Here is a 24583-nt window from a genome sequence, read left to right as displayed (position 1 = left end):
CATGTACGATCTACCGGTCGCGCTGTACGTCGGCTCGGACGCGGCGGCGGTCGCCGACGCCTGGGCCGAGTCCGGCGACGGCCTCACGGTCCGCGGGGCGACTCCCGGGAGCGACGTAGCGGAGCGACTCGCCGAGGGCGGCATCGACGCGGTCGTCTGTGACTGCGACGGGTCGTTCGACGGGCGGGCCGCGGTCGAAGCGGTCCGCGACCACTCGGCGTCGCTCCCCGTCGTCGCCCTCTCGGTCGGCGACGCGCTGTCGCTCGCGACCGCGACCGACCTGGGCGTCGAGAGCTATCTGCAGGTCGACGCCGACACCGACCGCGTCGAACTGCTCGCGAACCTGCGCTCGCTGATCGAACGCCGTCGCGAGACCCGTCTCGAGTCGACGATGCTCGCCTCGCTGCTGGAGAACGTCCCCCTGTCGGTGTACTTCAAGGACCGCCGGAGCCGACACGTCCGAGTCAGCGACGAAATGGCGCGACTCACCGGTCCCCCGTATCTGGAGGCCCCCGACGGGAAGCGCCACCACGCGCCCGAGGACCTCGTCGGGAAGACGGACTTCGACCTCTACCCACCGGATCTGTCGGAAGACGCGGTCGCGGACGACCGCCACGTCGTCGAGACGGGCGAGTCCGTCGACGGCCGAGTGGAGCACGCCCACGGCGATAACCTGGAGGAGAGCTACGTCACCACCTCGAAGGCGCCCTGGCGCGACGAGCACGGGGCGGTGCTCGGCGTCGTCGGCGTGACCCGGGACATCACCGAGCGCAAACGATACGAGAACCAGCTCGAACGCCAGAACGAGCGGCTCCAACGGTTCGCCAGCGTCGTCTCTCACGACGTGCGCAACCCGCTGGAGGTCGCGCTGGGTCGGCTGGAGTTCGCCCGCGCCGACGGCGACGACGAGCACTTCGAGGCGATCGAGCGGTCGCTCCACCGGATCGACGCTCTCATCGAGGACGTGCTGACGCTCGCCCGCGAGGGCGAAGCGGTGAGCGACCCGGAACCGGTCGATCTGGGGGACGTTGCCCGCCGAGCCTGGACCGTCGTCGAGACCGGGGACGCGACGCTGACCGTCGAGACCGACGCGACGCTGTTGGCCGACGCCAGCCGTCTCCAGCAACTGCTCGAAAACGTCGTCTGCAACGCCGTCGAGCACGGCGGTGAGGACGTGACGATCACGGTCGGCGACCTCGGTGAGCGGCAGGGATTTTTCGTCGCCGACGACGGCGCGGGTGTCCCCGAGGCCCACCGGGACAGCGTCTTCGACGCGGGGTACTCGACCGACGACGACGGGACGGGGCTGGGCCTGAGTATCGTCCGAACGATCGCCGAGGCCCACGGCTGGGAGACCGACGTGACAGAGAGCGAATCGGGCGGTGCGCGCTTCGAGTTCGGCGACGTGACCGGCGGCGGCCTCGGCGAGGGCGCCGACGACGGGGCGACCGACGACGGAGCGACGGACGAGCGGGCCGGCACGGGCGACGACTGACACGAGCGATGCCCACCGCTACCCGCCCGCCGGTCGACGCCGGGCGCGGCCTTTTGCCCGTCGGCGCCCAAACGCGACCATGGAGGTGAACTGCGAGGGGTGTGCCGGCTGCTGTCTCGACTGGCGGGCGCTGGCGCCCGACGACGCCGACCACGGCCACGAACGCCGCGGTCGGTATCGGCCGCTCGACGATATCGACAACCTCGCGCCGGTGTCGAGCGACGAGGTGCGGACGTTCCTGGACGAGGGGCTCGCGGGCGCGCTGGTCGCCCGCCTGTTCCGCATCGACGACGGCCCGAGCGTCACCGTCGGCGGCGTCGAGGTCGCGGCTATCCGGGGTCGTCCCGCCTTCCTCGTCGGCCTGCGGAAAGTTCCCAAGCCGGTCGCGCCCTTCGACGCCGAGCCCCGCTGGCTCCCGTCCTGTACCTTCCTCGACCCGGAGGCGCTCCAGTGTCGCATCCACGGGCACGACCTGTACCCCGAAACCTGTTCGACCTACCCCGGCGACAACCTCGCACTCGACGCCGAGACGGAGTGCGAGCGCGTCGAGCGGGCCCACGGCGGCGAACGACTGCTCGACGACGACCCGCCCGCCGACGCCGACCCGGTCCTGGGCCCGGGAGCGGTGGGCGCGCGGGTGTTCGCACACCCCGACGCCGAGCGGGTCGCGGGCGCGGTCGAGCGGCTCGCCGGGGGTGAGGCGACGCGGGCCGACCACGCGGAGTTCGTCGCCGTCGCCGCCGCTTCGACGCCGGGGACCCTCGCCGTCAGCGACGAACGCTACGAGCGAGCCCGCGAGCGGGCGCTCGACTCGGCGTCGTGGGTCGACGGCGCCGCCGCCGAGTGGACCGACCGCGCCGGAACCGACGACCCCGACCCCGCGACCGCCCGGGCCGTCGAAGGCGAACGGGGTGCGCCGGCGACGCCGGGGTGGGACGACTGAGCGGGGAGCCGCGACCGGAAGTGGAGGCGAACGACGGCCCGCCGGGCTCGGGTGGTTAAGGGGATACAGTCCGTGGTCCGGGTATGCACGTACTCGTCACGGGGGCGACGGGATTCGTCGGAGGCCGGCTCGTGCCGGCGCTCACCGACGCCGGCCACGAGGTGCGGGCGCTGGTCCGGGACCCCGCTGCCTACGACCCGCCGCCCGGCGTCGAGGTGGTCCAGGGCGACCTGCTCGAACCAGGGACCCTGGACCCGCCGTTCGAGGGCATCGACGCCGCCTACTACCTCGTCCACTCGATGCGAGCCGGCGACGACTTCGAGGAGCGCGACCGCCGGGCGGCGACCCACTTCAGGAACGCCGCCAGCCTGGCGGGGGTCAGGCGCGTAGTCTACCTCGGCGGTCTCGGCGAGGACGGCGACGACCTCTCGCCGCACCTGCGCTCCCGGCGGGAGGTCGAACAGGTGCTGGCCGGCGGCGACTACGACCTGACGACGCTCCGGGCGGCGGTCATCGTCGGCGACGGCAGCGCGAGCTTCCGGATGGTCCGCCAGCTCGTCAGCCGCCTGCCGCTGATGGTCACGCCGCAGTGGGTCAGCAACGAATGCCAGCCCATCGCCATCGACGACGTGGTGGCCTACCTCGTCGGGGTCCTCGACGCGCCCGGGACGGCCGGCGGGACCTACGGCATCGGCGGGCCCGACATCCTGACCTACCGCGAGATGCTCGGCCGCACCGCGGAGGCGATGGGTCGGCGCCGGCCGCTGGTCCTCTCGGTGCCCGTCCTCACGCCGAACCTCTCCTCCTACTGGGTCGGATTCGTGACCGACGTCCCCAGCGGCGTCGCCCGGCCGCTCATCCTCGGGCTGAAGAACCCGGTCATCGTCATGGACGACGCTATCCGCGACCACGTCCCGGTCGACCTCACGCCGTTCGACGACGCCGTCGAGAAGGCGCTCGCACCGGAGACGCCGAGCGCCGAGTCTCCCCGCGCCCCCGGCAGGACCGCCGGCGAACCCGGGAGGCAGGACTGATGGGCGCCGAAACGGCGCCGGGCGAGGACGACTCGCTGATCCCCGAGTACGGCGAGACGTGGGTGTACGAGAGCATCTTCAGCGCCCTTCCGGGGATCCACATCTCCGAGCGGCTGGCGCTGGCGATCCAGTTCTCGCTGTTCGAGGTGGGCGTGGTCGTGCTGGGCTGGTACTACGGCCTCCTCGACGGCGTCTTGGCGGGGACCGCCGCGGTCGTCGTCGCCACCGCCGGCAGCGTCGAGATGCTGCGGATCAGCAAACACGTCCGCCGTGCCGACCCGCCCGAACCCTACCGCAGGCTGCTGTTCGGCTCTAGCATCGAGGTCGTCCTCGGCGTGCTGGCGTTCGTGGCCCTGCTGACCTACCTGTTCGTCGTCGACCCGCGCTCGGCTCGGCCGCTCGTGAGCGACCTGCTCGGTCCCGAGCCGCCGCTGCTGGCGACGTATCTCACCCTCCTGGTCCTCTGGGACGTGTGCTACCGGATCGGCACCGGCTGGTGGGCCAGCGTCGCGGCGCTGTGGCGGTCGGCCCGGTTCCGGTTCTCCCCCGAACAGACGCGCACGCTCGCCCGCGCCGACCTGGAGACGATGGGCTTCGGCGTCCTCCAGTTGCTGCTGGTCCCGTTCCTGCTGGACCACACGATCTTGCTGTTCGCGGTCGTCGGTCACGTCGTCGCGGTCGTGACCGTCAACTCGCTGTCGCTGGCCGTCCTCTACAGCCGCACAGAAGGAACCGACGCGGTTACGAGTTTATTTCCTTGAACTGGTCGAGCAGCTCCTCCGCCGACTCCTCGCTGTCGTGCTCGACCTTCCCGCGGTACTCCGTCCGCCGGTCGTCGTCGCTCACTTCGACTTCGCTGTTCTTGCGCTCGCGCCGCTCATGCTCCACTTCGTCGTATGCACCCATCGACATTGTGTATCACACCCATACTTGTAAGCTGGTACCTATCAATGTAACGGTCGGTGCGATTCTGCGCCGAGCGGCGCCGAGTCGCCCGGTACGGTCCGCGACGCCGCGGGGCGGCCGGGCGGCGAGTCCGAACAGTGTATACCGCTGGCAGCCTCTCCCTCGATATGGCCGGACCGGTTCGCTTTCGGCGGTCGACGCAGCGCTGGGACGAGGAGCGGGTCAGACGCGACCTGCTCGCCCCGCTGGACGACCGCTTCGGCGCGCGACTGACGACGCCGAAGATCGACGGTCCGCGCGGGTATCGCGCCCGCCGGCTCGAGATGGACAACGGCGACCTCGCCCTGTTCGCCTGGAGCGACGACGGCGCCTACTGGCTCGGCAACACCGAGACCCCCGAGACGCTGTGGCGCACCGACAAGGAGACCTTCGACGAGGCCCCCTTCGAGGTGGCCCGCTGGGCCCAGCGCGAACTCACCTACGACCTGCAGCGGCAGGCCCCCTGGCTCGCCGCCTACGAGTACGTCGCGTGGTTCTTCCTCCCCGTCCTCTTCTCGAAGGACGGTCGCGAGACGACCCGCGCCTTCTTCGACCGCGACGCCGCGGGCTTCCCCGACGCCACCCGCGAGGAGGGCCTCGAATTCTACGAGCGCCTGCTCAAGACCGGCGTCCTCGACGACCACCGCTACACGATGGCCGCCAAGCTCGGCACCAGCGAGCGCAACGAGTTCGGCCGCATGCGCGCCACCATGGGCGAGTTCGACGCCGCCAAACTCCTCGCCGACGCCGCGATCCCCTTCGTCCCCGAGTCCGAACAGGACTCGGGCCACGCGCTCGATTTCGCCGTCGAGACGCCAGGTGGCGAACGCCTCGTCGAAGTTACCCGACCGATGGCCCCCCGCAACCGCCCCGCCGGCACCGCCATCGCCGCCCTGCGACGCACCGTCGACTCGAAGACCCGCGACCAGCTCGCCATCCACGACGACGCCGTCCTCTTCGTCGACTGCACCTCCTTCCGCGACGACGAGTGGAACCCCATCCGCGCCGAACGCCCCTCCGTCGGCTACCGGCCCACCGTCGTCTTCCGCTACCGCCCCGACGGCCGCTGCGAGGGCTACCGCCACGGCGACGTGCCGCTGGACCTCGACGCCGCTATCGAGTGGGTGTGAGTGAGCGGCTTTCTGCACTGGCGCGCGCTGTCGAGCGTGCCCGCCTCTTGGCGGGCCGCTCGAAATAGCCGTGCGAGGGATGAGCACCGCACGCCGAAGGCGCGCGGAGCGCAATCGGTTGGGGAGGCATGTGGCTGTCTGCGGTGCTGTTGCGGTCCTGGTGGACTGAAAGGGCGAGGCGCGCTCGCGTGCAGTTCAGTCGCCTGAGCGGGCACTATCCGCGCGAGTGCGGCGCGGTGCGGTTGTCCGAGTGCGGATATCCCGCTCAGCGACCGCGAGCGCGTCGAGGGCTTTCATCGCTTGCCGTTGGCCCGAGTTACAACTGCTAGCGAGCGCGTCGAGGGCTTTCATCGCCTGTCGTTCCCGACGACGATCGCTCAAGCTAGCGAACGGGCCGAGGGCTGTTATCGCTCACCGACGGTGCAACCGCTGGGAATCGATGGCTACAGAGGATGTCCGAGGCGGGATTTGAACCGAAATCAGACGTGCTCGCTCGCTCCGCTCGCTACGCGCGACTGATAGGGTTCAAATCCACGACGGCGTTCCTCGAACTCGGTTGCTCGCGACACAGCAAGCTGGTCGCTCGCGGTTCGAGTTCGAGAGAAGCGCCCGAGGCGGGATTTGAACCCGCGTCACGACCGTGACAGGGTCGTATGATGGGCCACTACACCACCCGGGCACGCATTCATCGCTTTGCCGGAGGTGAATTTAAGACTTTCCAAACGAACCCTCCGTGCCACGACAAGCCACCCCGCGACCGACGACGTACCGTTCTCAAATCTACCAACTCGATATCCTGTCTTCGACGGTGATACTTCGGGCACGACGATGCAAAAATCAACTGTGTGAAACTACACAGACAGACTACATCTCAGTACTGATAACTCCAGCGGAACTTACTTGCATGCCGAACACGGTTAGACGAGGTAGCGGAGTTACGTGGACGGAAACTCCGGGGATATCGCCATGAGTACGAATCCGGACGACAGTGGGAGTACAGAGACGCCGTTGAACGTGTTGTTGCTGGCGCCGTCGGTCGGCAGTCACGAGGACGAGGTCTGCGGGGAGTTGCTGCACGGTCCCGGCGAGCGCGACCGCGCGCTGTTGGTCACCTGTATGGAGTCGCCGGCCGAGCGGCTCGACGTCTGGACCGACCACGAGGACGGGCGACCCGGGGACGCGACGGTCATCGACGTGGAGGCGGCCGCTCGGTCGACCGCCGCGACCCCGTCCGGGACCGACGGCCCCCCTAACGCGGTCGTCGAATCGGTCGATCCGGAGACCGACCTGGTCGGACTGGGCGACGTGATCGACCGTCACCTCGCGGCGCTCGTCTCCGAGGGCGAGACGACCCTCTGTGTCCACTCGGTGTCGGACCTGCTCCAGCGCGCCGAGGAGCGAGCGGTGTTCAAGTTCCTCGAAGTGCTGACGAGTACGGTCGAGCGCGCCGGCGTGGTGGCTCACTACCACATGAACCCGGACGTACACGACCCCGAGACGATCGAGACGTTCGAGGTGCTGTTCGACAGCGTCGTCGACCTCCGGACGGCCAATGTCGCCGGCGAGTGACCGGCCCGACCACCCAGAACCGATGAATCCAGACGAAACGGCCGACGGTGAGTCCACGACGCGAGACCGCTCGCAGGGCGGTGGCCTCGACGAACGGGTGGTCCTCGTCGCCGACCGCGACCCGGCCGTCACCGACGAGCTGGCCGCCGTACTCAGAGAGCGGTTCACCGTCCGGTCGGCCTACGACAGCGCCGACGCGCTGGCGAGCCTCGACCCCGACGTGAGCGTCGCCCTGCTCGACGCGACGCTCCCCGGACTGTCGGCACAGCGGGTCGTCGACCGGGTCCGGACCGACGACGCCGACTGCCAGGTCGCCGCGCTCGCCGACGAACCCGTCGACGTCGAGTCGACCGCGTTCGACGACTACCTCCTCAAACCCGTCAACGACGACCGCCTCACGGAGACCGTCGAGCGACTCAGCCGACGGGCGACCTATCGGACGACCCTCGAAGAGTTCTTCGGGGTCGCTCAGGAACGCGCGAACGCGAGCGGAGAGAACCGCGAACGCCTCGACCGGCGGCTGGCCGAGCTCGACGACCGCCTCGACGACGTCTTCCGGTCGCTCGACGGCCCGGAAGCCTACGACGCCGCCCTCCGCGAACTCGACGCCGACCCCTGACCGGCCGGGGGCGACTCCCAACCTCCCGCCCCGACTGGGGCCCGTTCCTGGGCGTCATGTCTTCCGGACCCATCGGACGACTCCGCGGTCGATGCGCTGGCCCTTGCATCGCAAGCCGGACCGCTATTCACCGTCCGTACCTATCAGTGACACGGCGCGACCAGTGCCGGACGACCCATGAGCGTCCTACAACTCACAGAGGAGACGTGGCTCGATCTGACTGTCAACTTCATTCCCATCGGGATCCTGGCCGTCCTCGACATCATGTTCTGGGTCTACAACCCGTGGGGCTGGGACCTGTGGTTCGTCTTCTGGGCGCACGTACTCACGGTCGTCCCGCTGGCCCTCCTGACGGTTCTGACCTACGTCAGCGGACGGGTCATCCAGCGCGACGAACGCGCTGGCACCTCGCGGGAAGCGGCCGAGGCCGAGACGGAGGTCGCCGATGGCTGAGCGGCCGCAATCGACCGGGTGTCGACCGTTCGCACGGAGACTCAAAGCCCGGTTTGAGCGTTCGCCGACTTTTGGGTGGCGGCCGTCGAAGGGGGAGTACGGATGAGCGCACCGCCCGCCACCCTCGCCTTTCGCCGTCGTCTCCGCCGCCTGGCCGCCGACGCCGCCGCGATCGCCGAGCGGCTGGCCTTCTGGGCCGGCGTCGCCCTCCCCTGTGTCTATCTCCCGATCCTCGCGGTGTACGGGGTCACAGCCGACACCGCGCCCGCCCTCCTCGGCTTCTGGACGCTCCACGCCGCGGCCCTGCTCGTCGGGCGCCGCCACAGCCCCGGCGAGGAGAGCCGGGACCGCGGCCGCCGGGGACCCGCCGGCCGCGACCGCGCCCACCACGACGCCGTGGACGACCACCGCGACCGCCCGACCGACCCGTGACCCACTCGGGGTCGCGCTCCGAGACGCTCGGTCCCCACCGTCCGTAGACCGGAGCCCGCCCGGTCGAGGGCGGCGTCGCGGAGCGGTCGATTTATCCCGTCAGCCGGCCCACATCGAGGCATGGACGTGAAGTCGCGCCACCATCTGCGCGCGGACGCGATCGCCGACATCGAGGACGCCGTCGCGGCCACCCTCGGCGTCGAAATCGACGCCGACAGCTACGAGAAAGTCGAGTTCGAGGACAGCGACTGGAACGTCGTCCTCGTCGACGGCGACCCGCTCGTGCTCTACATCGAGGACGCCGCCGGTGAGGACGAACCGTTCCTGACCGTGCAGGGCGCCAACGCCTTCCCGCCCCAGCGCAACGTCGTCACGGTCGACGCCGGCGCCGTCTCGTTCGTCTCCGACGGCGCCGACGTGATGCGCCCCGGCATCGTCGAGGCCGACGACTCCATCGAGAGCGGCGACCTCGTCGCTATCGCCGAGGAGAGCCACGGCAAGTTCCTCGCCGTCGGCCGCGCGAAGACGAGCGGCGACGACATGGTCGGCGACTCCGGCAAGGTCGTCGAGTCGATCCACCACGTGGGCGACGACCTGTTCGAGTTCGCGGTCTGAACCGCGAGCGACCGTCGGCTGTCGTCGCGCCCGCGGTTCACTCGCCGGCCGCTTCGTCGTCGGCGTACGCCTCCTCGTAGCGCTCCATCGCCATCTCGTAGCCCTCGGCGGCGAGTTCGTACGTCTCTCGGAGGTCCTCGATAGGAGTTTCGGTGGCGTCGACGCGCAGGTCGTCGTAGTAGGGCGTCATCTCCCGGTCCTCGGTCGAACGGACCAGCAGCGCCGCGCTCTGGACGTGCAGGTCCTCGCGCTTGTCACCGCCGAGCTCGTGGCCCGCCGCGAGCGCGTCGACCAGCCGCTCGGCCAGCGGCGTCTCCGGGTCCGAATCGGGGTCGTCCGGGTCCTCGGCGGCGCCCTCCTCGTACGTCTCGGCGACGGCTTCGACCACGTCGCCGCCGGTCAGCAGGTTCCCCGCGACGGTGTAGTTGTCCCCCACGATATCGCCGTACCAGGGGCGACACTCCTCGCCGGAGAAGGCGAACTCGCCCTCGGCGCCGACGCCGTGGAGCTGGCGCTCGGCGCGGCCGTCGTCGGCATTGAGCAGCGCGTCGAGCGCGTCCCCGACTGCCAGCCCGTCGTCCAGGTACTCGATCCCCTTCCGACCGAGGTCGACGTTGACCAGGCTCTGGGTGGCGACGGCGCCCGACTCGCTGGCGAACGGACACAGTGTCCCGACGCCGGCCAGTCGGGTCGTCACCGCGACGCCGTACCGGGTCTGCTCGTCGCCCGTCTCGTCCGTGTAGGATTCGCGAACGCAGATACTGAAGGTCACGCTCCCGACGTAGGGTGCTGCGACCGTCAGTGTTCGGGGCGAACGCGGTCGGCGTCGGCCGAACGTTCAAGTGCGATCCCGCGACCACCCGCTCCCGTGACGTTCGTCATCGGACGCGGAACGCGAGGTGAGACCGGCGAGGCGCCGCCGGGCACGGGCGGTTCGCCGACGGGCCGCCTCGGTACCTACCGGGCGCGGGACGGCTCCAGTGGCGCGCCGCTGCACGTCGACCTCGACGGCCCGCACGCGACGCTGATCGTCGGCAAGCGCGGGTACGGGAAGTCCTACACGCTGGGCGTCCTCGCCGAGGCGCTCGCGCGGGCCGACGGGGTCGCGCCCGTCGTCGCCGACCCCATGGGCGTGTTCCCGACCCTGGGCGAGCCCGCCGAGGGCGACCCCGTCCCCGCCGAGGTGATCGACGACCCGCGGATCGCGGCGACGACGCTCGACCCCCGGTCGTGGTGCGCGCTGCTGGATCTGTCGCCCGAGAGCGGGGCGGGCGCGCTGGTCTGGCGAGCCGCCCGGAACGAGTCGACGCTCCCGGACATGCGGGACGCTATCGAGGCGACCGACGCGCCGGGCGTCGACAGGCGCGCGGCGGTCAACCACCTCGACCTGGCCGACTCGTGGGGCGTCTTCGACCCCGAGGGGATGGACGCCCGGGAACTGGGCAGCGGCGCGGTGACGGTCGTCGACGTGTCGGGGCTGGACTCGGCGCCGATGAACGCCGTCGTTCGGGGCATCGGCGAGGCGCTGTATCGCGCCCGGGTCGACGGGGAGATTCCGCGGCTCCCGTGGTTCCTCGTCGACGAGGCCCACACGTTCTTCGGGGGCGTCGGCGAGGCGGCGCTCGAAACCATCCTCACGCGCGGACGCGCACCCGGCGTGAGCCTCGTGCTGGCCACCCAGCGCCCCAGCGCCGTCTCGGAGGTCGCCGTCTCCCAGTCGGATATCGTCTTCTCCCACCGGCTCACCTCCGAAGCGGACCTGGCGGCCCTGGAGGCCGCCCAGCCGACGTACATGGGGGAGTCGCTGACCGAGCGGCTACCCGCGAGTCCGGGGGAAGTGATCGTCATCGACGACGCGACGGAGACGGTCCACTCGGCGACCGTCCGCCGGCGCGAGACGCCCCACGGCGGGGACAGCCCCAGCGCCGGCGACGTGACGGTCGACGACCGCTCGGCTGGCGACGACGACTGAGCGCCTCCCGTCCGGAACGCCCCGCCTGCGATCCGGTCCGGGGCGGCCCAGGGCGGTCCGCGGTAGCCCGAGGCGGCCCGAGCCGACTCGGGGCGGCCCGGCGGTGGCGCCCCCTACGGGGCCGCGTCCGACGAGTGTCCGGTCGGTGAGGGATGTCTGACGTAAAATACAAACGGACAGCGACCGGGAGAGAGTGTATGGGACTTATGAGTAAGATCCTCGGGGAGTCCGGAGGTAGCCGGCACAAAGAGGACTACGTCGAGATCGAGAGCGACGGCGTCGACGCGGGGGCGACAGCGGCCTCCCGACAGGTCCGGATCGCGAAGATCGGCGACAAACAGGACGTTATCGACATCAAAGACGCCGTCTACGACGGCGACGTGGTGATCGCCGACATCACGCGCCACACGACACAGGACCGGACGATGGAGCACATCACGGACGAGCTCAAGCAGGTCGCCAACGAAGTCGGCGGCGATATCGCTCAGAAGGGCGACGACCAGCTCATCATCACGCCCCACGGCGTCGCCATCAACCGCGACCCGCTGGGCCAGTAACTCGCCGCCGGAGTCGTCGACCGCTCGGTTCCCGCGGACCCCGCGCCGGCCACCGCGTTCGCGACCGACGGGTCGCTGGGGACGGCCCGCCGGTCGACGGGGATTTCTCTCTCGGTGCTGTCAGGTGCCAGAAAGCATTTACCGGAACCGCCGGATTCCGATTGTGACCGCCTCGTGTGAGGTGGTTCGGACAGGAACTGTGGAGTGGCCCTACCCATGGCCACAGTTCCGGCGGCTCAGGCCGGGATACTTCGTGCTCGCCTCCGGGCGGGCGATGTGTGACACTACGTCACAGCCGTATTTAGCCTTGCCGCGTGCGTTCGCAACGGTGAGAACGAATCAGACTTCGTCGGCCTCGTCGGGGCTGTCCTCGACGGAGCGTTTCATCGAGTCGCGTCGGCTCTTGGCGTCGCGGCCGGTCGCTTCGAGGAGGAAATCGTTTTTGGCGTCGACGGCGTCGGCCGCGGCGTCGGCCTCGCCCGCCGCGATGACCTCCTCGGCGGGCCGCTCCTCGAAGTCGACCGCAAGCTTGTCTTTCTTCCCGCTGTACTCGACCGTCCCCGCCGTGATGCGCGTGAACACCGGATTGTCGGGGTCCTCGACCACGTGCAGGTCACTCCCCTTGAATTCCTCGGTGGTCGAGATGGGTCCGAAGTAGTCCTCGATCGTCGCCTCCATGTCTTCGATACGCTCTTCGAGGTGCTCTCCCCGGCGCATCTTGTACTCCCGCATGGCCGACCCTTTGCGAGCACCGTTCTTACCTTTTTCGAGCGCGCGGAGCCGGCGCCCCGCCTATCGCCGGACGAAACCGTAGCTCCGCGTGGCGGTCGCCACAGCGAGCGCCGCGACCGGCGCCCCGATCACTCCTCGGCGACGGTGTCAGCGTGCTCGAGGAGCGTCCCGCGTCGACACTCGGGGCAGAAGTCGCCGGCGCGCAACGAGGTGGCGTCGGCCTCCGTAGAGAAGTCGCACTCCGAGCACTTGAACGTCCCTTCGGGGACGGTGATCGACGGGGTCTCCTCGCCGTCGAGCGACGGCCCGGCGGCGCCCGGATCCGTCGGCCGGTCGCGCTTGGTCTCCTCGGGCCAATCGCCCATCGACTCGGCGCCGGCCGAAGGGTCCTCCTCTTCGGGCCAGGCGCCGGCTGCGCCGTCGTCGCTCGCCACGTCACCGCTCGCTCCGTCGCTCTCGCCGGTCGCAGGGCCTCCGGAGGCCGTCGCGTCGGCGAGGTCGGGACCGCCGGCCCCGTCCTCGGAGGCCGATTCGTCCGGGTCGGTCCCGGTGTCGCCGTCGTCGCTGCCGCCGAGGATCTCGACCTCGGCGGTCTCGCCGGCGCGTTCCGCCGGGTCGGACGGTTCGTCGGGCCACTCCCCGGGCTCGCGGCTCTCGCCTTCGGTGTCCGACGCCGGCTCGTCGGCGGTCACGTCACCGTCGGCGGGCGCGTCGCCGTCGTCGCCGTCGTCCCCCTCGTCACCGGCGGAGTGGTCGGCCTCGGCCTCGTCCTCCTCGTCGGGCCACTCGCCGGGGTCGCGGTCGTCGCCCTCGGCGTCGCCGATGATGACCGCGTCGTCCTCGTCGGCGTCGACTTCGGCCTCGGCGGCGACGCCGTCCTCGGCGTCGGGGATGGTCGTCTCGGCCCCGCGGGCCTCGGCCTGGGCGGACGACTCGTCGGTGGCGTCGTCGTCGAGGATGACCGCGTCCGTGGCGTCGTTCCCGCCGGCTCCCCCGTCGTCGGCGCCGACCTCGTCACCGCTCGCGGCCGGGTCCCCCGCCCCGGTCGACTCCGCACCGTCGGTGGCCTCCCCAGCGTCGACCACGTCGGCGGTGTCGTCGGCACCCTCACCCGGCGTGGCCTCGAACTCGTCGGCGCCGCCCTCGGGCGTTTCGAGGGTCGTCACTTCCTTGTTCTCCGAGACCACGCGGGTCTCGCCGCACCGGGAACAGGTCTCCATCTCGGTGATGGTGATGACGACTTCCGTCCCCTGTTCCTCGCGCTCCCGCTCGACGGTCGTCTCGCCGAAGCTGTGTCCCAGGAGCGAACACTTGATACTCATTACCACGTGTTCGACCCCTCCGAACCATAAGCGTGCTGTTTGTCCGAACGCCGAGCAGTCGTGCGGTCCGACACGCCCGAGCGGCGGCGTCGCGACCGCCGTCTCGGGGGATACACGTAAGACCCGGCCAGCCGAAGGGACTGGTATGCAGGCGAAACCGGAGTACCGCGACCGCGACGAGGTCGAGGTCGCGGTCCTGGACGCGCTGGCCGACCGGCGCGAGGAGGGAATGACCGTCTTCGAGCTCCGGTCACGAGTCGAGGTCGACATCGACGCCCTGGAGGCCGCGCTGGCCGAGCTGAAGGAGGACGGACTCATCGAGGCCCACCAGGAGGACCACCGGACACTCATCGTCCCCGAGGACGGCGTCGTCGGTCCCGTCGACCCCGACGACGACTCGTTCATCGGTCAGATCCGCGAGAAACTCCCGTTCTGAGCCGTCGGTCTCAGTCGTCGGCCGGCGCGGCCGCGCAGTTGTTCGGCCCGAGTTCGAGTCCGAACGCCGCCTCGTCGTCGGCGGACTCCCGGCCGAGGTTGACGGCGAGTATCTCGGCGTGGTTGGCCGGCCGCGGCGGCGTCCGCTCGGTGATCCGCTCGACGAACGCGGCCTCGCTCAGCTCGAACACCGGCAACTCTCGGCACTCACCCAGCCGCGCCGTGAACGCACCGTCGTCGCCGGGGACGGCGTTCTCGCCGTGGTGGCCCGGCGCGACGACCGTCTCGTCGGGGAAGCGGGCGAAGCGCTCGGTGAGCGTCCGATAGAGTTCGCGGGCGAACGCGGGCGCCTCGGCGGCGCCCTCCTCCAGGTCCGGGCGAGCGACGCCTGCGAGGCGGCTCCGCCGCCTCGATCCGCCGCGGTCGGCTTTGCCGACCGCGCCGTCGGCGAAGAGGCTGTCGCCGGTCAATAGGGCGTCGCCGACCGCGAAGGCCGTCATGCCGGTGGTGTGGCCCGGCGCGTGAACGGCCGTCAGGGCGGCCTCGCCTCCCGTGATGGGCTCGCCATCGGTCACCGTCTCCACGTCGTAGGCCACACCGCGTTCGACGGCCCCCGCGGGCAGCACCGGCGTCGCACCCGTCGCGTCGGCCAGCGCCCGCAGGCCGCTGACGTGGTCGGCGTGGACGTGCGTGTCGACGACGGTCGTTATCTCTGCGCCCCGGTCCGCCGCGTCGGCGACGTACCGGTCGGTGAACGCCCGTAGCGGGTCGACGACTGCCGCCTCGTCGTCGGCGACGAGCAGATACCCCAGACAGCCGCTGGAGGGCCGTCGGTACTGGACGAGCGTCGCGTCGGGCGCGTCGGGGAGTACCCCCTCGACCTCGGCGGCGAGCAGCAGTCGCGCCCACGCTTCCATTCCGCCGGCCAGATTTCGCGCTTCGAAGCCGGCGTCGGACAGCGCCCGCGCGACCTCGGCGCTGGCCTCGCCACGGGCGCAGACGACGGTGATCGGCCCCTCGCCGTCGACGTCGCCGAGGAAGCTCGCCAGGTCGTCCGTGATCTTGGCCTGGAGGAAACGGTTGTACGGCTTCTGCGTGAGGGCGACGTTCGGACCGGAGAGGCGCCACTGCTCGACCTCGTCGCGGTCGCGGACGTCGAGCACGCGGACGGACGCCCCAGCGTCGATCCGCGCCTGGAGGGCCGACGGGTCGGTCTCACCCGTGTCGTCTGCCATGGCGTCGGCTAGGGGCGCTGGCGAAATAAGTTCGTGGCCGCCCGACGACGCGGGCCGCGGGTCGCGACGACGCGCCACCGAACCCTGCGCCCCCAGTCGGCCGACCACGGCGGTCACGCGGCCGTATCGCTTAACCGTCGGCGTCGCGAGCGACCGGTATGCATCTCTCGACATCGACGTGGCCCGAGGCCGACGCCGTCGAGACGGACCTGGCCGTCCTGCCGGTCGGCAGCACCGAACAGCACGGCCCGCACGCGCCCCTGGGGACGGACGCGCTGACCGCCGAGGCCGTGGCCGACGCCGGTGTCGAGGCGTACCACGGCGAGGTCGTCGTCGCGCCGACGGTCCCGGTCGGCGTCGCCGAGGAACACCGCCAGTTCGCGGGGACGCTCTGGGTGAGCGAGGACACCTTTCGCGACTACGTCCGCGAGACGGTCGCCAGTCTGGCCCACCACGGCTGGGACCGCGTCGTCGTCGTCAACGGCCACGGCGGCAACGTCGCGCCGCTTCGGGAGGTCTGCGGACGGATCACGCGCCACGACGACGCCTACGCCGTCCCCTTGACCTGGTTCGACGCCGTCGACCTCGACCGGGACTGGACCGGCGACCCCGACGCGCCGCCCGTCGACATCGACGCGATCAGGATGGGTCACGGTGGCCCCGTCGAAACCGCCCTCGTGCGCGCGGTGAGTCCCGACCTGATCCGCGAGGAGCGCCTCGACGACGCCGCGGCGGGCGCCGCCGACGGCTGGGGCGAGTGGGTGGGCGGCGCGAACCTCGCGTACGACTCGGCGGAGTTCTCGGAGAACGGAACGGTCGGCGACCCCCGCGACGGGAGCGAGGCGCTCGGCGAGTGGCTGCGCGAGCGCGCGGCGGAGAAACTGGCGGCGCTACTCGACGAAGTCGCGGCCCGTGACGTGTCGCGACCCGAGCGGCGCTGATCGGGAGTGACGACCGGGAACCACGGCGACAGGGGACGCGACGCGCCTCAGGCCTCGGCTTCCTCGGCGTCCGCGTCGGCGTCGGCCTCGGACTCTCCCTCGTCACTTCCCTCGGCCTCGTCGTCGGCCTCGAACTCCTCCAATGCGCTGCGGAGCTGGGGGACGGTGCTCGCCAGGTCGCTGACCTCCTCGTGGGCCTCGGTCACGTCCTCGATCAGGTCCCCGACCGCCTCGATCTCCTCGGCGAGGTCGTCGGCGTCCTCGAAGGCGTCGGCGCGCTCGCCCATCGTGTACCACTTCTTGGCGTCGACGAGGTGGTCCTCGGCGTCCTCGACGTCCAGCGCCGACCGGAGCGCGTTGAGCACGCCGAGCGTGTTGTCGGCCTCCACGTCCCAGATCGCGTCGGCCTCGGGGAGCGCCGCGCGGGCCTCGTCGAGGCTCGCTTCCACGTCCTCGCGCATCTCGCTGGCCGCGTCCTCGAACAGGTCGTCGTCGAAGGTCGCTTGACTCATGTCTCTCCCTTCGGCCCCGTCCGGTTTAAAAACACGCCTGGAACTGAAAGTGAAGATCGCGGATACAGCGGACGAACGACGCCAGCACGCCGACCCGGCCGTTCAGTTACGATCCGCCGGTATCGATCGCGGCGAAGCGGGCGACGCTACCACTGGTCGTCGTCACCGTCCCGGCCCTCGCGGTCGACGTTCCAGTCGTCGGCGCCCGTTTCGCCGCCGTTCGAGTCCGCGTCGCCGTCGCCCGGTCGGTCCCGTCCGTCGTCGCCCGCTGCGACGCCCGCGGGTCCGCCGTGGTCGTCTCCGCCATCGCCGCCGTCGGTGCGGACGGCCGCGCGGGCGTCGGGAATCACGTCGAAGTCGGGTTCGACGTCGCCGAGGACGAACAGCGCGTAGTAGCGCAGGAACGTCTGGAACGGGACCTGGATCAGCAGCGCGCCGACGAGGACGAGCAGCCCGTAGAGCAACACGAGGACGAGTATCAACCCCCCGACCGCGGTCCCGCTGCCCGCCGCTACGAGGGCGACCCCGATGGGCGCGCCGACGATCAGGAACGGGACGGCCAGCGCGATCAGCAACAACACGAGCAGGAAACCGACGGCTATCGAGACGCCGATACCGAGGAGGAAGGAGAGGACGAGGTACGCGAGGAACTCCAGGGGCTCGGCGGTCAGCGTCCCCCAGAAGCGCCGCCAGGCCGAGAGGACGCCCCGGTCCTCCGCGAGCATCACCGGGACGACGAAGACGGTGGTAAAGCCCAGCAGCGTCCCGAGGATCAGGACGCCGAGGCCCAACACCGGGATCGCGAGGACCACCACGGTCAGGATCGTCCCGTCGCTCCAGACGGTCGGCGGCCACCCGCCGAGCACCGCACCCGTCCCCAGCAGTATCGCCGCGGCCGCCGCGATCCCAATCACCCAGACCGCCAGCCGGAAGCCGAACAGCCGGAGCCCGCGCCGCCAGTACCGGGCGACCGAGCGGCGCAACCTGACCTCCTCGTCGCGCAGCGCGGCGACGAAGGCGAACTCCATCGTCGCGCCGACCACCGAGTACAGCAGGAAGGCGGCGAGTCCGAGAGCGGCGATCCCCAGTATCAGCACTACCAGTTCGGGCGTTATCTCGGGCGTGATGTCCGGTCCGCCGGGAGCGCCGGGTGCCGGGTCGGCGGGGTCGGTATCGCCACCGAACCCCGCGGTGGGCGCACCGGGGGCGGAGAGCCCGGCGCCGCCGACGAAGAACATCACCACCGCGAGCCGAAACCACCGCACGCGGTCGACCGGTGTGAGGAACCGCTTGGTCGCCTCGATGGCGTCCGTGATGTCGTCCAGGGCGGCGAGAGACATACCGAGCCGGTTCTCAGCCCAGTCACATATCTCCCGTGGTCGATTCGACGCGTCGCCGTCCCCGAAACCACTCCCGGGGAGTCCGACGGTCAGGCGTCAGGGGAGACGTCTTCGACGCGCATCAACGGATAGCCGTCCTGCATATCCATCCGGGTCCGGACCTCCGTTCCCTCGTAGTCGATCGTCATCTCGACCTCGACGAACCGGCCGGTCAGCTCCGTGTAGTCGGCCGCCGAGTCGGCCAGCTCGGCTTCGAGTTCCTCGACCAGCACGTCGACGGTGACCGACTCGCAGTAGGGCTGGTTCTCGATTGCCTCCTCCATCGCGCGGGCGAGGCTGTCGGCGCTGTCCGGACTGACCGGCGTCCCCGCGAACTGGTGGTACAGCGTCCCGAACTTGATACCCGCCTCGAAGCAAGCGGTCTGGGCGTCCGTGGCGTCCATACCGGACGCTCGGTCCCGTGGGAGTAATGGCTATCGACCACGCGGCGACAGGTCCGGCTCACAGACACGCAATCGGTTCGGGACCGGTTCGTCCGGGAGACATAGCACCGCGGGAGGGCGGTATCGCACGCTGTCCGGTCGACGGAGTCACCCCTCGACTTAACCGTCAGTGGACTGAACCTTCACCCATGCGAGCGTCCCCCCTCCCAGCGATCGTCGTCGCCCTCCTCCTCGTCGCGGGATGTGCCGGACTTCCGGGCGCCGGTGGAACGGAACCGGCGCCCGACGTCTCCCCCGACGAGTTCCCGAACGCGTCGGCCATCGACCAGTCGGTGTTCGAACGACACGCGGCCGCGATGGGGAACACGAGTTTCACGCTCTCGACCGACCGGACCCAGAAGGATCGTGTGCTCCGCCCGTCCGAGAGGAACTACACGTACGAGAACAGCACGTTCAGCTACTTCGTCGACCCCAACGACTCACAGTACCTCGCACGTGGCAATGGGTACTTCCTGGGCGGTAACGTGACGTACTATTCGAACGGGAACACGACCTACGAGATGTGGCGGGAAGACGGCGAGACGACCGTACGGCCCGCCTTCGGCTTCGCGGTGTTCAACGAATCGAACGAGGAGTATCTCTGGCGTGGCTTCTTCAACAACGCCACCGGGAACCAACACGATTTCGCCGCGATCGACGCCACCTTCGAGCGCGAGGGCGTCGAGACGTTCCGGGGCCGTCCGGTGATGCGGTACGAGGCCGCCGGCCTCGACGCGCTGGCCGACTCGTGGGCGAGCGGCGAGAACGTGAGTTCGTGGTTCGAGGAGTTCTCGGCGACGATCCTGATCGACGAAGACGGCGTCATCCGCCACTACGAGTACGACTTCGTCTGGACCGAGTACGCCACCCGGCGAGTCACGAAGTCTTACACCCTCTCCGACGTGGGGAGCACCGACGTCGAGCGACCGGGCTGGGCCGCGAACGTGACGGCAGGGTCGTGACGGCTCGGTTCGATAGCGACCGGGCTGCTCGGTCCACACCCTCCATCGAATCCGCGCGCCAGTGGCGCGCGGTTCTTCGCGGCGAGTGAGCGAAGCGAGCGAGCCGCGCTTTTTCACCTATATTTTTGCGGACGGGGTTCCCCGCAGCGAGCCAAAGGCTCGCGAGGAAACCCCGCCCCGAAAAAGATGGGATCGGATCCGCATCTTACTTACTGACCGGTCGCAAGGATACACCTGAATGGACGAGCCGGTCTTACTCACAGGTGCAGGGGGCCGCGTCGGGCAGGCCGTGCTGGAGGGACTCGCCGACGAGTACGAGTGGCAACTGCTCCTCCACAGCCCGCCGGACGAGGAGCCCGACCACGAGTACCGCATCGGGGACGTGACCGACGAGGAGATAGTGGCCGAGGCGATGGACGGCGTGGGAGCAGTCATCCACCTCGCCGGCGACCCGCGGCCGAGCGCGCCGTGGCCCTCCGTGCTGTCGAACAACATCGACGGCACCGAGAAAATGTACGAGGCCGCCGTCGAAGCCGGCGTCGAGAAGTTCGTCTTCGCCTCCTCGAACCACGCCGTCGGCGCCTACGAGACCGACGAGCGCACCCCCGAGATGTACCGCGAAGGCGACGACTACCGACTCGACGGCACGGAGTTCCCCCGCCCCGGCAACCACTACGGCGTCTCCAAGGCCGCCGGCGAGGTGCTGGGTCGGTACTACCACGACGAACACGGCATCTCGGTGTGCAACGTCCGCATCGGCAACCTCACCCGCGGTCACCCCCCGATCGACTACGAGCGCGGCCAGGCCATGTGGCTCTCCTACCCCGACTGCGCCCGCATCCACCGCTGTGCGCTCGAAGCCGACTACGACTTCGAGATCGTCTACGGCATCTCCGACAACGACAGGAAGTACTACTCGCTGGAGCGTGCTAAGGAAGCGCTGGGCTACGACCCCCAGGACAACTCCGCCGAGTGGGACGCCGACGAGCACGTCGCCGACTACGAGCGGTAGAGTGCCTAAACGAAGGGATTTCTATTTTCCTACAGGCGCAAAACGGTGCCGAATAACCCCGTCTACAGCCCACTCTGATGACACCCTGCTTTCGTAGTTATACATGGCGTGCCGGTGGGTGGTCGCCATCTGGCGGTTCACTCGTATCGGGGCTGGAGGGTCGTTGTTCTTGCGGTAGTTCAGAAGTCATTATCCAATCTGATGAAGTAACTGATTCAAAAATGATACTGAAGAACATAGAATGATGAATGCAAAGGCGATTTTATTGACATTAATTTGTTATTTCCGACCACTCTTTGGATAATCCCGGATTCGAGTGGTGGAGGATGAATCAAATTTAAACATTAAGCTACAGAGTTCTAATCAATTATGAACGAGAACAAAGAGTGCTTCTTTATTGCACCTATCGGCGATGAGGGAAGCGAAGTCCGCAAGCGCTCAAATAAAGTAATGGAATATATCGTAAAGGAGGCTGTGTCTGACTACGGATATTCCGTAACGAGAGCAGATCAAATGGACCAACCGGGTAGCATTACAAGTCAAGTAATTCAAAAGACAGTTGGTAGTGAACTGGTAGTAGCAGACTTGACAGGGCATAATCCAAATGTCTTCTACGAATTGGCGGTGAGACATGCAACTGGCGAACCGTATATCCAACTCATTAAATCAACAGAATCGATCCCGTTCGACATATCTGACTTACGAACCATTCAATACGGATTGAAAGTAGACGAAGCCGATCAAACGAGAGAACAAATCCGTGGACATTTAGAGTCAATAGAAGACGAAGACACAGAGTTTGATAACCCGATTTCTGAGTCAGCGGAAATGCAGTCTTTGCGTGAAAGCGCAGATCCAGCAGATCAGAATCTTGCTGAGATATTGCAGACTATGTATAGACTGGACAACAGAATGGAAAAGTTAGAGAGTGGGATGATGGACTTGGATTTTAAATCTATGCCAGGAAGTGGCAATAGAATCTCGTCTTCTCAGGAATCCCAGATAGAATCATTAACTCCTGAGGAACGTTTACTGTTCAGTATTATTAAAGATGTCCAGAATGAAAATCAAGAACCTGTTCCAAAAGATGACATAATTCCGATTGCAAAAAATCAGGGCATGAGTGAAAATAGAATTAAAAACGTTCTTAAAGAATTGATGATGGATGGGTACCTATACCAACCAGATGATGGAATCTACAAAACAATCTATTAGCGTTGACTGAATATCTGTATGGCTTCATGCGAAAGTATTACTCACTAAAGGTCGCCCGCGAGGTGCTGGGCTACGGCCCACAGGACAGTTCCGCCGAGTGGGACGTCAATGAACGCGTCGCCGACGTGGAGTAATTCCACCTCTTTCCTTGGCGATCGGCTTCGAGACCGTCTACGGCATCCTCGCGAGCGAAGCGAGCGAGGGCTCGACAGACGAGCGGAGCGAGTCTGTCGGTGTCTCCGACAACGACAGGAAGTACTACTCGCTGGAGCGCGCGAAAGAAGCGCTGGGCTACGACCCCCAGGACAACTCCGCCGAGTGGGACGCCGACGAGCACGTCGCCGACTACGAGCGCGAGGCGTAGCGACCACCGTTTCCGGCCGACCCCCGTTCGCTTCTCGGGCGTCGAACCGGACGAACGCACACCGTCGTCGCGAGTATGAGAGAAAAGTGATTGTTTCGGAAGCCTTTACATCCCGGATTTGAATGGTCAAAGCGAATGAAGGGACTCTGGCCTGTCGTCTTGTTGGTACTATTGGTCGCCTGCACGCCGGCGGCGGTGCAGGCGGACGAGGACGGGATTTCGGACAGCTGCGACTACACGCCGTATAGCATCGAGGAGTTGGAACAGCAGTACGATGCGAACGCGGTCGGTGTCGGTGACGAAATAAATTCACCGGACGACTCGGACGCGCTCAACTTCCAGGCCGAGAAAGGCGACTACTTCGCGGTGACTGTCTTTCACCAGAACGTCGGGGACGAAGAACGGCGGCTCACGTTCGATTTCCCCCCGGATGCCTCGGTGACTGAACTACACAACATCGAAGAGTACCGGGACGATGCGGATTACTACACCCGTTCGGATCCGACCGAGAACGCCTCGTTCAAGATGTACGCGGAAGACGACGACAGCGTCTGTCTCCGCCTGTTCGAGGACGGCGGATTCCAGGGCGAGTACAACTGGAGTTTCACGATCAGTCAGAACAACGAACACCAGTGGTACCCCGCGCCCGACGGCTCGACGCCGACGCCCACGGCGACGCCGACTCCGACGCCCACGCCGACGCCCACTGCGACTCCGACGCCCACGCCGACGCCGACCGCGACGCCGACTCCGACGCCCACGCCAACCGCGACCGAGACGCCCACCGCGACCGAGACGGTCACTGACGAGGGTGCCACCGGAGATGCGACAGTCGCACCGACGGCTGCGAGCGGCGGTGACGACATCCAGGACAGCGACGGCGACGGCGTGATCGATTCGGAGGACTACGCGCCGAACGACCCAGACGTGCAGGAGAAGAGCGACCTGATAGACACGACGGCCAGCGGGTCCGGAGCCGGCCTCGGTCTCGGCGTGACGGTCGCGGCGCTCCTGCTCGCGGCGGTCGCAGCCACGCGGCGGTCCTGACGGCTCGGCGGCGAGGCCTACCGCGTTCGCAGCGAACTCCCGAAGCCGGGAGACCGAGGGCTACGCGGACCGAGAAGACTCCCGACGCCGGTCGCGGTCGACGACCGCGGGACCGGCGTTCAGTTGCGTTTGGTTCGCACGTCGCCCTTGTCGCGGGTCTTGTCCTCGCAGTTCGGGCAGACGCGGGGTCGCTCCATCCCGTTCGGCGCGAACACTCGCACGTACGATTTCGTCACGACGGCGTCGCAGTTCCGGCAAGTGGGCACACCGATACGTGTGCGAACAGACGGATAACGCTTGTTTTCGCTCATTCGTTCGTCGTGTCGATACCGAGCGCCCGGTTCAGCCCGCAGAAACAGGTCACGGCGGGCACGTCTCGGAGCGTCTATCTTCTGGCCCAGGCGAGATCTGATAGTTCTCGGAAACGGATCGAGCGCAGCCAGATAGGGGGAGTCGACGTGGTCTGTCCTATCGTGTAGCTGGTTTTATTGCACATAATCCGAATGTATCTGGCATGTCAGACGTGGGTCGGCGGGGCTTCCTCCGTTCCGTGGGAACTGCGGGTATCGCCTGTGCCGGCGGATTCCATGCTACCGGCGTCGCGAACGGTGCGGTCACACTTACCGGCCGGCTAGTCGCCCACGATGGTGACCCGATCGCGGAACGGATTATCAGAGGTTACGGGAGATCGGATTTTGACACGTACACCGACGAAGACGGTCGTTTTAGCGCGGAAGTGGCCTCGAACTCCGAGACCGATCTCGTGATGTACAAAGGCAATCGGAGTACGTTCATAGACCCGGTAAAGAACGGTGTGCCGCACGTCTACGGGTTCGGACACGAAACGACGTCCGGCGGCGATACGGACCTCGGCGACCTCAGCGTTCCGAAAGGGCATCTTGTGCAGTACAGAGCGCTCGATTCGAACGGCGAGCCCGTTGCGGGCGCAGAATGTACTGCTCGTCACCGCGGGTCCGGTACCGGGACGTCTTCGTTTTACACTCGCGGTGACGGCTGGGCCTACATCGAGCGAGCGGTCGCGAGCGGGATCGAACTCGCCGAGAGCGTCAATGCAGAGATCTCGATTCCGATCGACGACAGCGGCTCATTCACGATGGAGAAACGCGTTCTGGTGGACGGGCCCAAGACGATAGTGTTTCAGGTCGGAGAGGGCGCGACCGTCTCCGAGTCCCACCGAGACGAAACGGCCACCCCCGTAC

General features: G+C 67.9%; 27 protein-coding genes, 1 tRNA gene and 1 pseudogene. 19 read left to right on the top strand and 10 right to left on the bottom strand.

Annotated elements, in window-relative coordinates:
* The first annotated feature begins 1 nt into the window (after position 1).
* The 4 genes from C475_RS06930 to C475_RS06915 all read left to right on the top strand — a co-directional run bounded on the left by C475_RS06930 (position 2) and on the right by C475_RS06915 (position 4233).
* On the top strand, positions 2-1495 hold the full coding sequence (locus C475_RS06930) for a sensor histidine kinase (protein WP_006883085.1): 1494 nt from the start codon (positions 2-4) through the stop codon (positions 1493-1495).
* 79 nt (positions 1496-1574) lie between these two features.
* Complete coding sequence (locus tag C475_RS06925; RefSeq protein ID WP_006883084.1) at positions 1575-2438, top strand: YkgJ family cysteine cluster protein; 864 nt, start codon at positions 1575-1577, stop codon at positions 2436-2438.
* An 83-nt stretch (positions 2439-2521) separates the two neighbouring features.
* On the top strand, positions 2522-3472 hold the full coding sequence (locus C475_RS06920; RefSeq protein WP_006883083.1) for an NAD(P)H-binding protein: 951 nt from the start codon (positions 2522-2524) through the stop codon (positions 3470-3472).
* The gene (locus C475_RS06915; protein WP_006883082.1) at positions 3472-4233 is read left to right on the top strand and encodes a DUF7530 family protein; all 762 of its coding nucleotides are present in this window, start codon (positions 3472-3474) and stop codon (positions 4231-4233) included. The genes C475_RS06920 and C475_RS06915 overlap by 1 nt, the downstream gene beginning before the upstream one ends.
* Here C475_RS06915 and C475_RS24265 read toward each other — a convergent pair.
* A complete protein-coding gene (locus C475_RS24265) occupies positions 4214-4384 on the bottom strand; it encodes a DUF5786 family protein (protein WP_235728437.1) in 171 nt (56 codons plus the stop codon). The two genes, C475_RS06915 and C475_RS24265, sit on opposite strands and share 20 nt — an antisense overlap.
* 161 nt (positions 4385-4545) lie before the next feature.
* Between C475_RS24265 and C475_RS06910 the strand changes: the two genes are divergently transcribed.
* Positions 4546-5547 (top strand): DUF5784 family protein, encoded by a 1002-nt coding sequence (locus tag C475_RS06910; protein ID WP_006883080.1) that lies wholly within the window; start codon positions 4546-4548, stop codon positions 5545-5547.
* Positions 5548-6153: 606 nt separating this feature from the next.
* On the opposite strand, the gene C475_RS06905 is transcribed toward C475_RS06910, so the two are convergent.
* Positions 6154-6226, bottom strand: a tRNA-Asp gene (locus C475_RS06905).
* Between the two features lie 287 nt (positions 6227-6513).
* On the opposite strand from C475_RS06905, the gene C475_RS06900 reads away from it, so the two are divergent.
* The 5 genes from C475_RS06900 (at position 6514) to C475_RS06880 (ending at position 9235) form a co-directional block, all read left to right on the top strand.
* Entirely contained in the window at positions 6514-7116 is a 603-nt protein-coding gene (locus C475_RS06900) for a DUF7504 family protein (protein ID WP_049930227.1), read from the top strand.
* Between the two features lie 22 nt (positions 7117-7138).
* Positions 7139-7735, top strand: coding sequence for a response regulator (locus tag C475_RS06895; protein ID WP_161625180.1), 597 nt, complete (start codon positions 7139-7141; stop codon positions 7733-7735).
* A gap of 177 nt (positions 7736-7912) precedes the next feature.
* Positions 7913-8188: a DUF6684 family protein gene (locus C475_RS06890; RefSeq protein WP_006883077.1), complete on the top strand. Its 276-nt coding sequence runs from the start codon at positions 7913-7915 to the stop codon at positions 8186-8188.
* Between the two features lie 102 nt (positions 8189-8290).
* Complete coding sequence (locus tag C475_RS06885; protein WP_006883076.1) at positions 8291-8620, top strand: hypothetical protein; 330 nt, start codon at positions 8291-8293, stop codon at positions 8618-8620.
* Between the two features lie 120 nt (positions 8621-8740).
* Positions 8741-9235 (top strand): RNA-binding protein, encoded by a 495-nt coding sequence (locus C475_RS06880; RefSeq protein ID WP_006883075.1) that lies wholly within the window; start codon positions 8741-8743, stop codon positions 9233-9235.
* A 37-nt stretch (positions 9236-9272) separates the two neighbouring features.
* Here the strand turns inward: C475_RS06880 and C475_RS06875 are convergent, their stop codons facing one another.
* Positions 9273-10007, bottom strand: coding sequence for a DUF1028 domain-containing protein (locus C475_RS06875; protein WP_006883074.1), 735 nt, complete (start codon positions 10005-10007; stop codon positions 9273-9275).
* A gap of 96 nt (positions 10008-10103) precedes the next feature.
* On the opposite strand from C475_RS06875, the gene C475_RS06870 reads away from it, so the two are divergent.
* Together C475_RS06870 and C475_RS06865 are read left to right on the top strand one after the other, a co-directional pair.
* Positions 10104-11207, top strand: a complete 1104-nt coding sequence (locus C475_RS06870) for an ATP-binding protein (protein WP_006883073.1) — start codon at positions 10104-10106, stop codon at positions 11205-11207.
* Positions 11208-11404: 197 nt separating this feature from the next.
* Positions 11405-11764: a cell division protein SepF gene (locus tag C475_RS06865; RefSeq protein ID WP_006883072.1), complete on the top strand. Its 360-nt coding sequence runs from the start codon at positions 11405-11407 to the stop codon at positions 11762-11764.
* Between the two features lie 339 nt (positions 11765-12103).
* Here C475_RS06865 and C475_RS06860 read toward each other — a convergent pair whose 3' ends face one another.
* The gene (locus C475_RS06860) at positions 12104-12496 is read right to left on the bottom strand and encodes a DUF5611 family protein (protein ID WP_006883071.1); all 393 of its coding nucleotides are present in this window, start codon (positions 12494-12496) and stop codon (positions 12104-12106) included.
* 128 nt (positions 12497-12624) lie between these two features.
* On the bottom strand, positions 12625-13818 hold the full coding sequence (locus tag C475_RS06855) for a DUF7093 family protein (protein ID WP_006883070.1): 1194 nt from the start codon (positions 13816-13818) through the stop codon (positions 12625-12627).
* A gap of 145 nt (positions 13819-13963) precedes the next feature.
* Between C475_RS06855 and C475_RS06850 the strand changes: the two genes are divergently transcribed.
* The gene (locus tag C475_RS06850; RefSeq protein ID WP_006883069.1) at positions 13964-14254 is read left to right on the top strand and encodes a DUF6432 family protein; all 291 of its coding nucleotides are present in this window, start codon (positions 13964-13966) and stop codon (positions 14252-14254) included.
* Between the two features lie 10 nt (positions 14255-14264).
* Here the strand turns inward: C475_RS06850 and C475_RS06845 are convergent, their stop codons facing one another.
* Positions 14265-15488: an MBL fold metallo-hydrolase gene (locus C475_RS06845; protein WP_006883068.1), complete on the bottom strand. Its 1224-nt coding sequence runs from the start codon at positions 15486-15488 to the stop codon at positions 14265-14267.
* A 158-nt stretch (positions 15489-15646) separates the two neighbouring features.
* Here C475_RS06845 and C475_RS06840 point away from each other — a divergent pair, with 158 nt between their 5' ends.
* Entirely contained in the window at positions 15647-16429 is a 783-nt protein-coding gene (locus C475_RS06840) for a creatininase family protein (RefSeq protein WP_006883066.1), read from the top strand.
* Positions 16430-16476: 47 nt separating this feature from the next.
* Here the strand turns inward: C475_RS06840 and C475_RS06835 are convergent, their stop codons facing one another.
* The 3 genes from C475_RS06835 to C475_RS06825 form a co-directional block, all read right to left on the bottom strand.
* Positions 16477-16941: a DUF5790 family protein gene (locus tag C475_RS06835; RefSeq protein ID WP_006883064.1), complete on the bottom strand. Its 465-nt coding sequence runs from the start codon at positions 16939-16941 to the stop codon at positions 16477-16479.
* A gap of 146 nt (positions 16942-17087) precedes the next feature.
* Positions 17088-18281 (bottom strand): DUF7544 domain-containing protein, encoded by a 1194-nt coding sequence (locus C475_RS06830; RefSeq protein ID WP_006883063.1) that lies wholly within the window; start codon positions 18279-18281, stop codon positions 17088-17090.
* Positions 18282-18370: 89 nt separating this feature from the next.
* On the bottom strand, positions 18371-18724 hold the full coding sequence (locus C475_RS06825; RefSeq protein WP_006883062.1) for a dihydroneopterin aldolase family protein: 354 nt from the start codon (positions 18722-18724) through the stop codon (positions 18371-18373).
* 188 nt (positions 18725-18912) lie between these two features.
* Here C475_RS06825 and C475_RS06820 point away from each other — a divergent pair, with 188 nt between their 5' ends.
* The 5 genes and pseudogenes from C475_RS06820 (at position 18913) to C475_RS24620 (ending at position 23363) form a co-directional block, all read left to right on the top strand.
* Positions 18913-19725, top strand: coding sequence for a DUF7537 family lipoprotein (locus C475_RS06820; RefSeq protein WP_006883061.1), 813 nt, complete (start codon positions 18913-18915; stop codon positions 19723-19725).
* A gap of 238 nt (positions 19726-19963) precedes the next feature.
* Positions 19964-20737 (top strand): NAD-dependent glucose-6-phosphate dehydrogenase Azf, encoded by a 774-nt coding sequence (gene azf, locus C475_RS06815; RefSeq protein ID WP_006883060.1) that lies wholly within the window; start codon positions 19964-19966, stop codon positions 20735-20737.
* Positions 20738-21106: 369 nt separating this feature from the next.
* The gene (locus tag C475_RS22285; RefSeq protein WP_006883059.1) at positions 21107-21952 is read left to right on the top strand and encodes a hypothetical protein; all 846 of its coding nucleotides are present in this window, start codon (positions 21107-21109) and stop codon (positions 21950-21952) included.
* Between the two features lie 232 nt (positions 21953-22184).
* Positions 22185-22316 (top strand): annotated as a pseudogene (locus tag C475_RS25305) (NAD(P)-dependent oxidoreductase); the annotation flags it as partial.
* A 135-nt stretch (positions 22317-22451) separates the two neighbouring features.
* Positions 22452-23363 carry a hypothetical protein gene (locus tag C475_RS24620; RefSeq protein WP_204366147.1) on the top strand — a complete coding sequence of 304 codons (912 nt, stop codon included), beginning with the start codon at positions 22452-22454 and terminating at the stop codon, positions 23361-23363.
* Positions 23364-23482: 119 nt separating this feature from the next.
* On the opposite strand, the gene C475_RS24250 is transcribed toward C475_RS24620, so the two are convergent.
* Positions 23483-23629 (bottom strand): DUF7563 family protein, encoded by a 147-nt coding sequence (locus C475_RS24250; RefSeq protein WP_193366299.1) that lies wholly within the window; start codon positions 23627-23629, stop codon positions 23483-23485.
* Between the last annotated feature and the right edge of the window lie 954 nt (positions 23630-24583).

The organism is Halosimplex carlsbadense 2-9-1 (genome assembly GCF_000337455.1).
Classification (GTDB): domain Archaea; phylum Halobacteriota; class Halobacteria; order Halobacteriales; family Haloarculaceae; genus Halosimplex; species Halosimplex carlsbadense.
The sequence above is the reverse complement of the archived record's forward strand: the minus strand, read 5'-3'. Positions and strand labels throughout refer to the sequence as shown.

What these genes read in the sequence shown, in the direction of transcription:
- C475_RS06930 (WP_006883085.1), top strand. Translation starts at nt 2, where the DNA reads ATGTACGATCTACCGGTCGCGCTGTACGTCGGCTCGGACGCGGCGGCG.
- C475_RS06925 (WP_006883084.1), top strand. Translation starts at nt 1,575, where the DNA reads ATGGAGGTGAACTGCGAGGGGTGTGCCGGCTGCTGTCTCGACTGGCGG.
- C475_RS06920 (WP_006883083.1), top strand. Translation starts at nt 2,522, where the DNA reads ATGCACGTACTCGTCACGGGGGCGACGGGATTCGTCGGAGGCCGGCTC.
- C475_RS06915 (WP_006883082.1), top strand. Translation starts at nt 3,472, where the DNA reads ATGGGCGCCGAAACGGCGCCGGGCGAGGACGACTCGCTGATCCCCGAG.
- C475_RS24265 (WP_235728437.1), bottom strand. Translation starts at nt 4,384, where the DNA reads ATGTCGATGGGTGCATACGACGAAGTGGAGCATGAGCGGCGCGAGCGC.
- C475_RS06910 (WP_006883080.1), top strand. Translation starts at nt 4,546, where the DNA reads ATGGCCGGACCGGTTCGCTTTCGGCGGTCGACGCAGCGCTGGGACGAG.
- C475_RS06900 (WP_049930227.1), top strand. Translation starts at nt 6,514, where the DNA reads ATGAGTACGAATCCGGACGACAGTGGGAGTACAGAGACGCCGTTGAAC.
- C475_RS06895 (WP_161625180.1), top strand. Translation starts at nt 7,139, where the DNA reads ATGAATCCAGACGAAACGGCCGACGGTGAGTCCACGACGCGAGACCGC.
- C475_RS06890 (WP_006883077.1), top strand. Translation starts at nt 7,913, where the DNA reads ATGAGCGTCCTACAACTCACAGAGGAGACGTGGCTCGATCTGACTGTC.
- C475_RS06885 (WP_006883076.1), top strand. Translation starts at nt 8,291, where the DNA reads ATGAGCGCACCGCCCGCCACCCTCGCCTTTCGCCGTCGTCTCCGCCGC.
- C475_RS06880 (WP_006883075.1), top strand. Translation starts at nt 8,741, where the DNA reads ATGGACGTGAAGTCGCGCCACCATCTGCGCGCGGACGCGATCGCCGAC.
- C475_RS06865 (WP_006883072.1), top strand. Translation starts at nt 11,405, where the DNA reads ATGGGACTTATGAGTAAGATCCTCGGGGAGTCCGGAGGTAGCCGGCAC.
- C475_RS06860 (WP_006883071.1), bottom strand. Translation starts at nt 12,496, where the DNA reads ATGCGGGAGTACAAGATGCGCCGGGGAGAGCACCTCGAAGAGCGTATC.
- C475_RS06855 (WP_006883070.1), bottom strand. Translation starts at nt 13,818, where the DNA reads ATGAGTATCAAGTGTTCGCTCCTGGGACACAGCTTCGGCGAGACGACC.
- C475_RS06850 (WP_006883069.1), top strand. Translation starts at nt 13,964, where the DNA reads ATGCAGGCGAAACCGGAGTACCGCGACCGCGACGAGGTCGAGGTCGCG.
- C475_RS06845 (WP_006883068.1), bottom strand. Translation starts at nt 15,488, where the DNA reads ATGGCAGACGACACGGGTGAGACCGACCCGTCGGCCCTCCAGGCGCGG.
- C475_RS06840 (WP_006883066.1), top strand. Translation starts at nt 15,647, where the DNA reads ATGCATCTCTCGACATCGACGTGGCCCGAGGCCGACGCCGTCGAGACG.
- C475_RS06835 (WP_006883064.1), bottom strand. Translation starts at nt 16,941, where the DNA reads ATGAGTCAAGCGACCTTCGACGACGACCTGTTCGAGGACGCGGCCAGC.
- C475_RS06830 (WP_006883063.1), bottom strand. Translation starts at nt 18,281, where the DNA reads ATGTCTCTCGCCGCCCTGGACGACATCACGGACGCCATCGAGGCGACC.
- C475_RS06825 (WP_006883062.1), bottom strand. Translation starts at nt 18,724, where the DNA reads ATGGACGCCACGGACGCCCAGACCGCTTGCTTCGAGGCGGGTATCAAG.
- C475_RS06820 (WP_006883061.1), top strand. Translation starts at nt 18,913, where the DNA reads ATGCGAGCGTCCCCCCTCCCAGCGATCGTCGTCGCCCTCCTCCTCGTC.
- azf (WP_006883060.1), top strand. Translation starts at nt 19,964, where the DNA reads ATGGACGAGCCGGTCTTACTCACAGGTGCAGGGGGCCGCGTCGGGCAG.
- C475_RS22285 (WP_006883059.1), top strand. Translation starts at nt 21,107, where the DNA reads ATGAACGAGAACAAAGAGTGCTTCTTTATTGCACCTATCGGCGATGAG.
- C475_RS24620 (WP_204366147.1), top strand. Translation starts at nt 22,452, where the DNA reads ATGAAGGGACTCTGGCCTGTCGTCTTGTTGGTACTATTGGTCGCCTGC.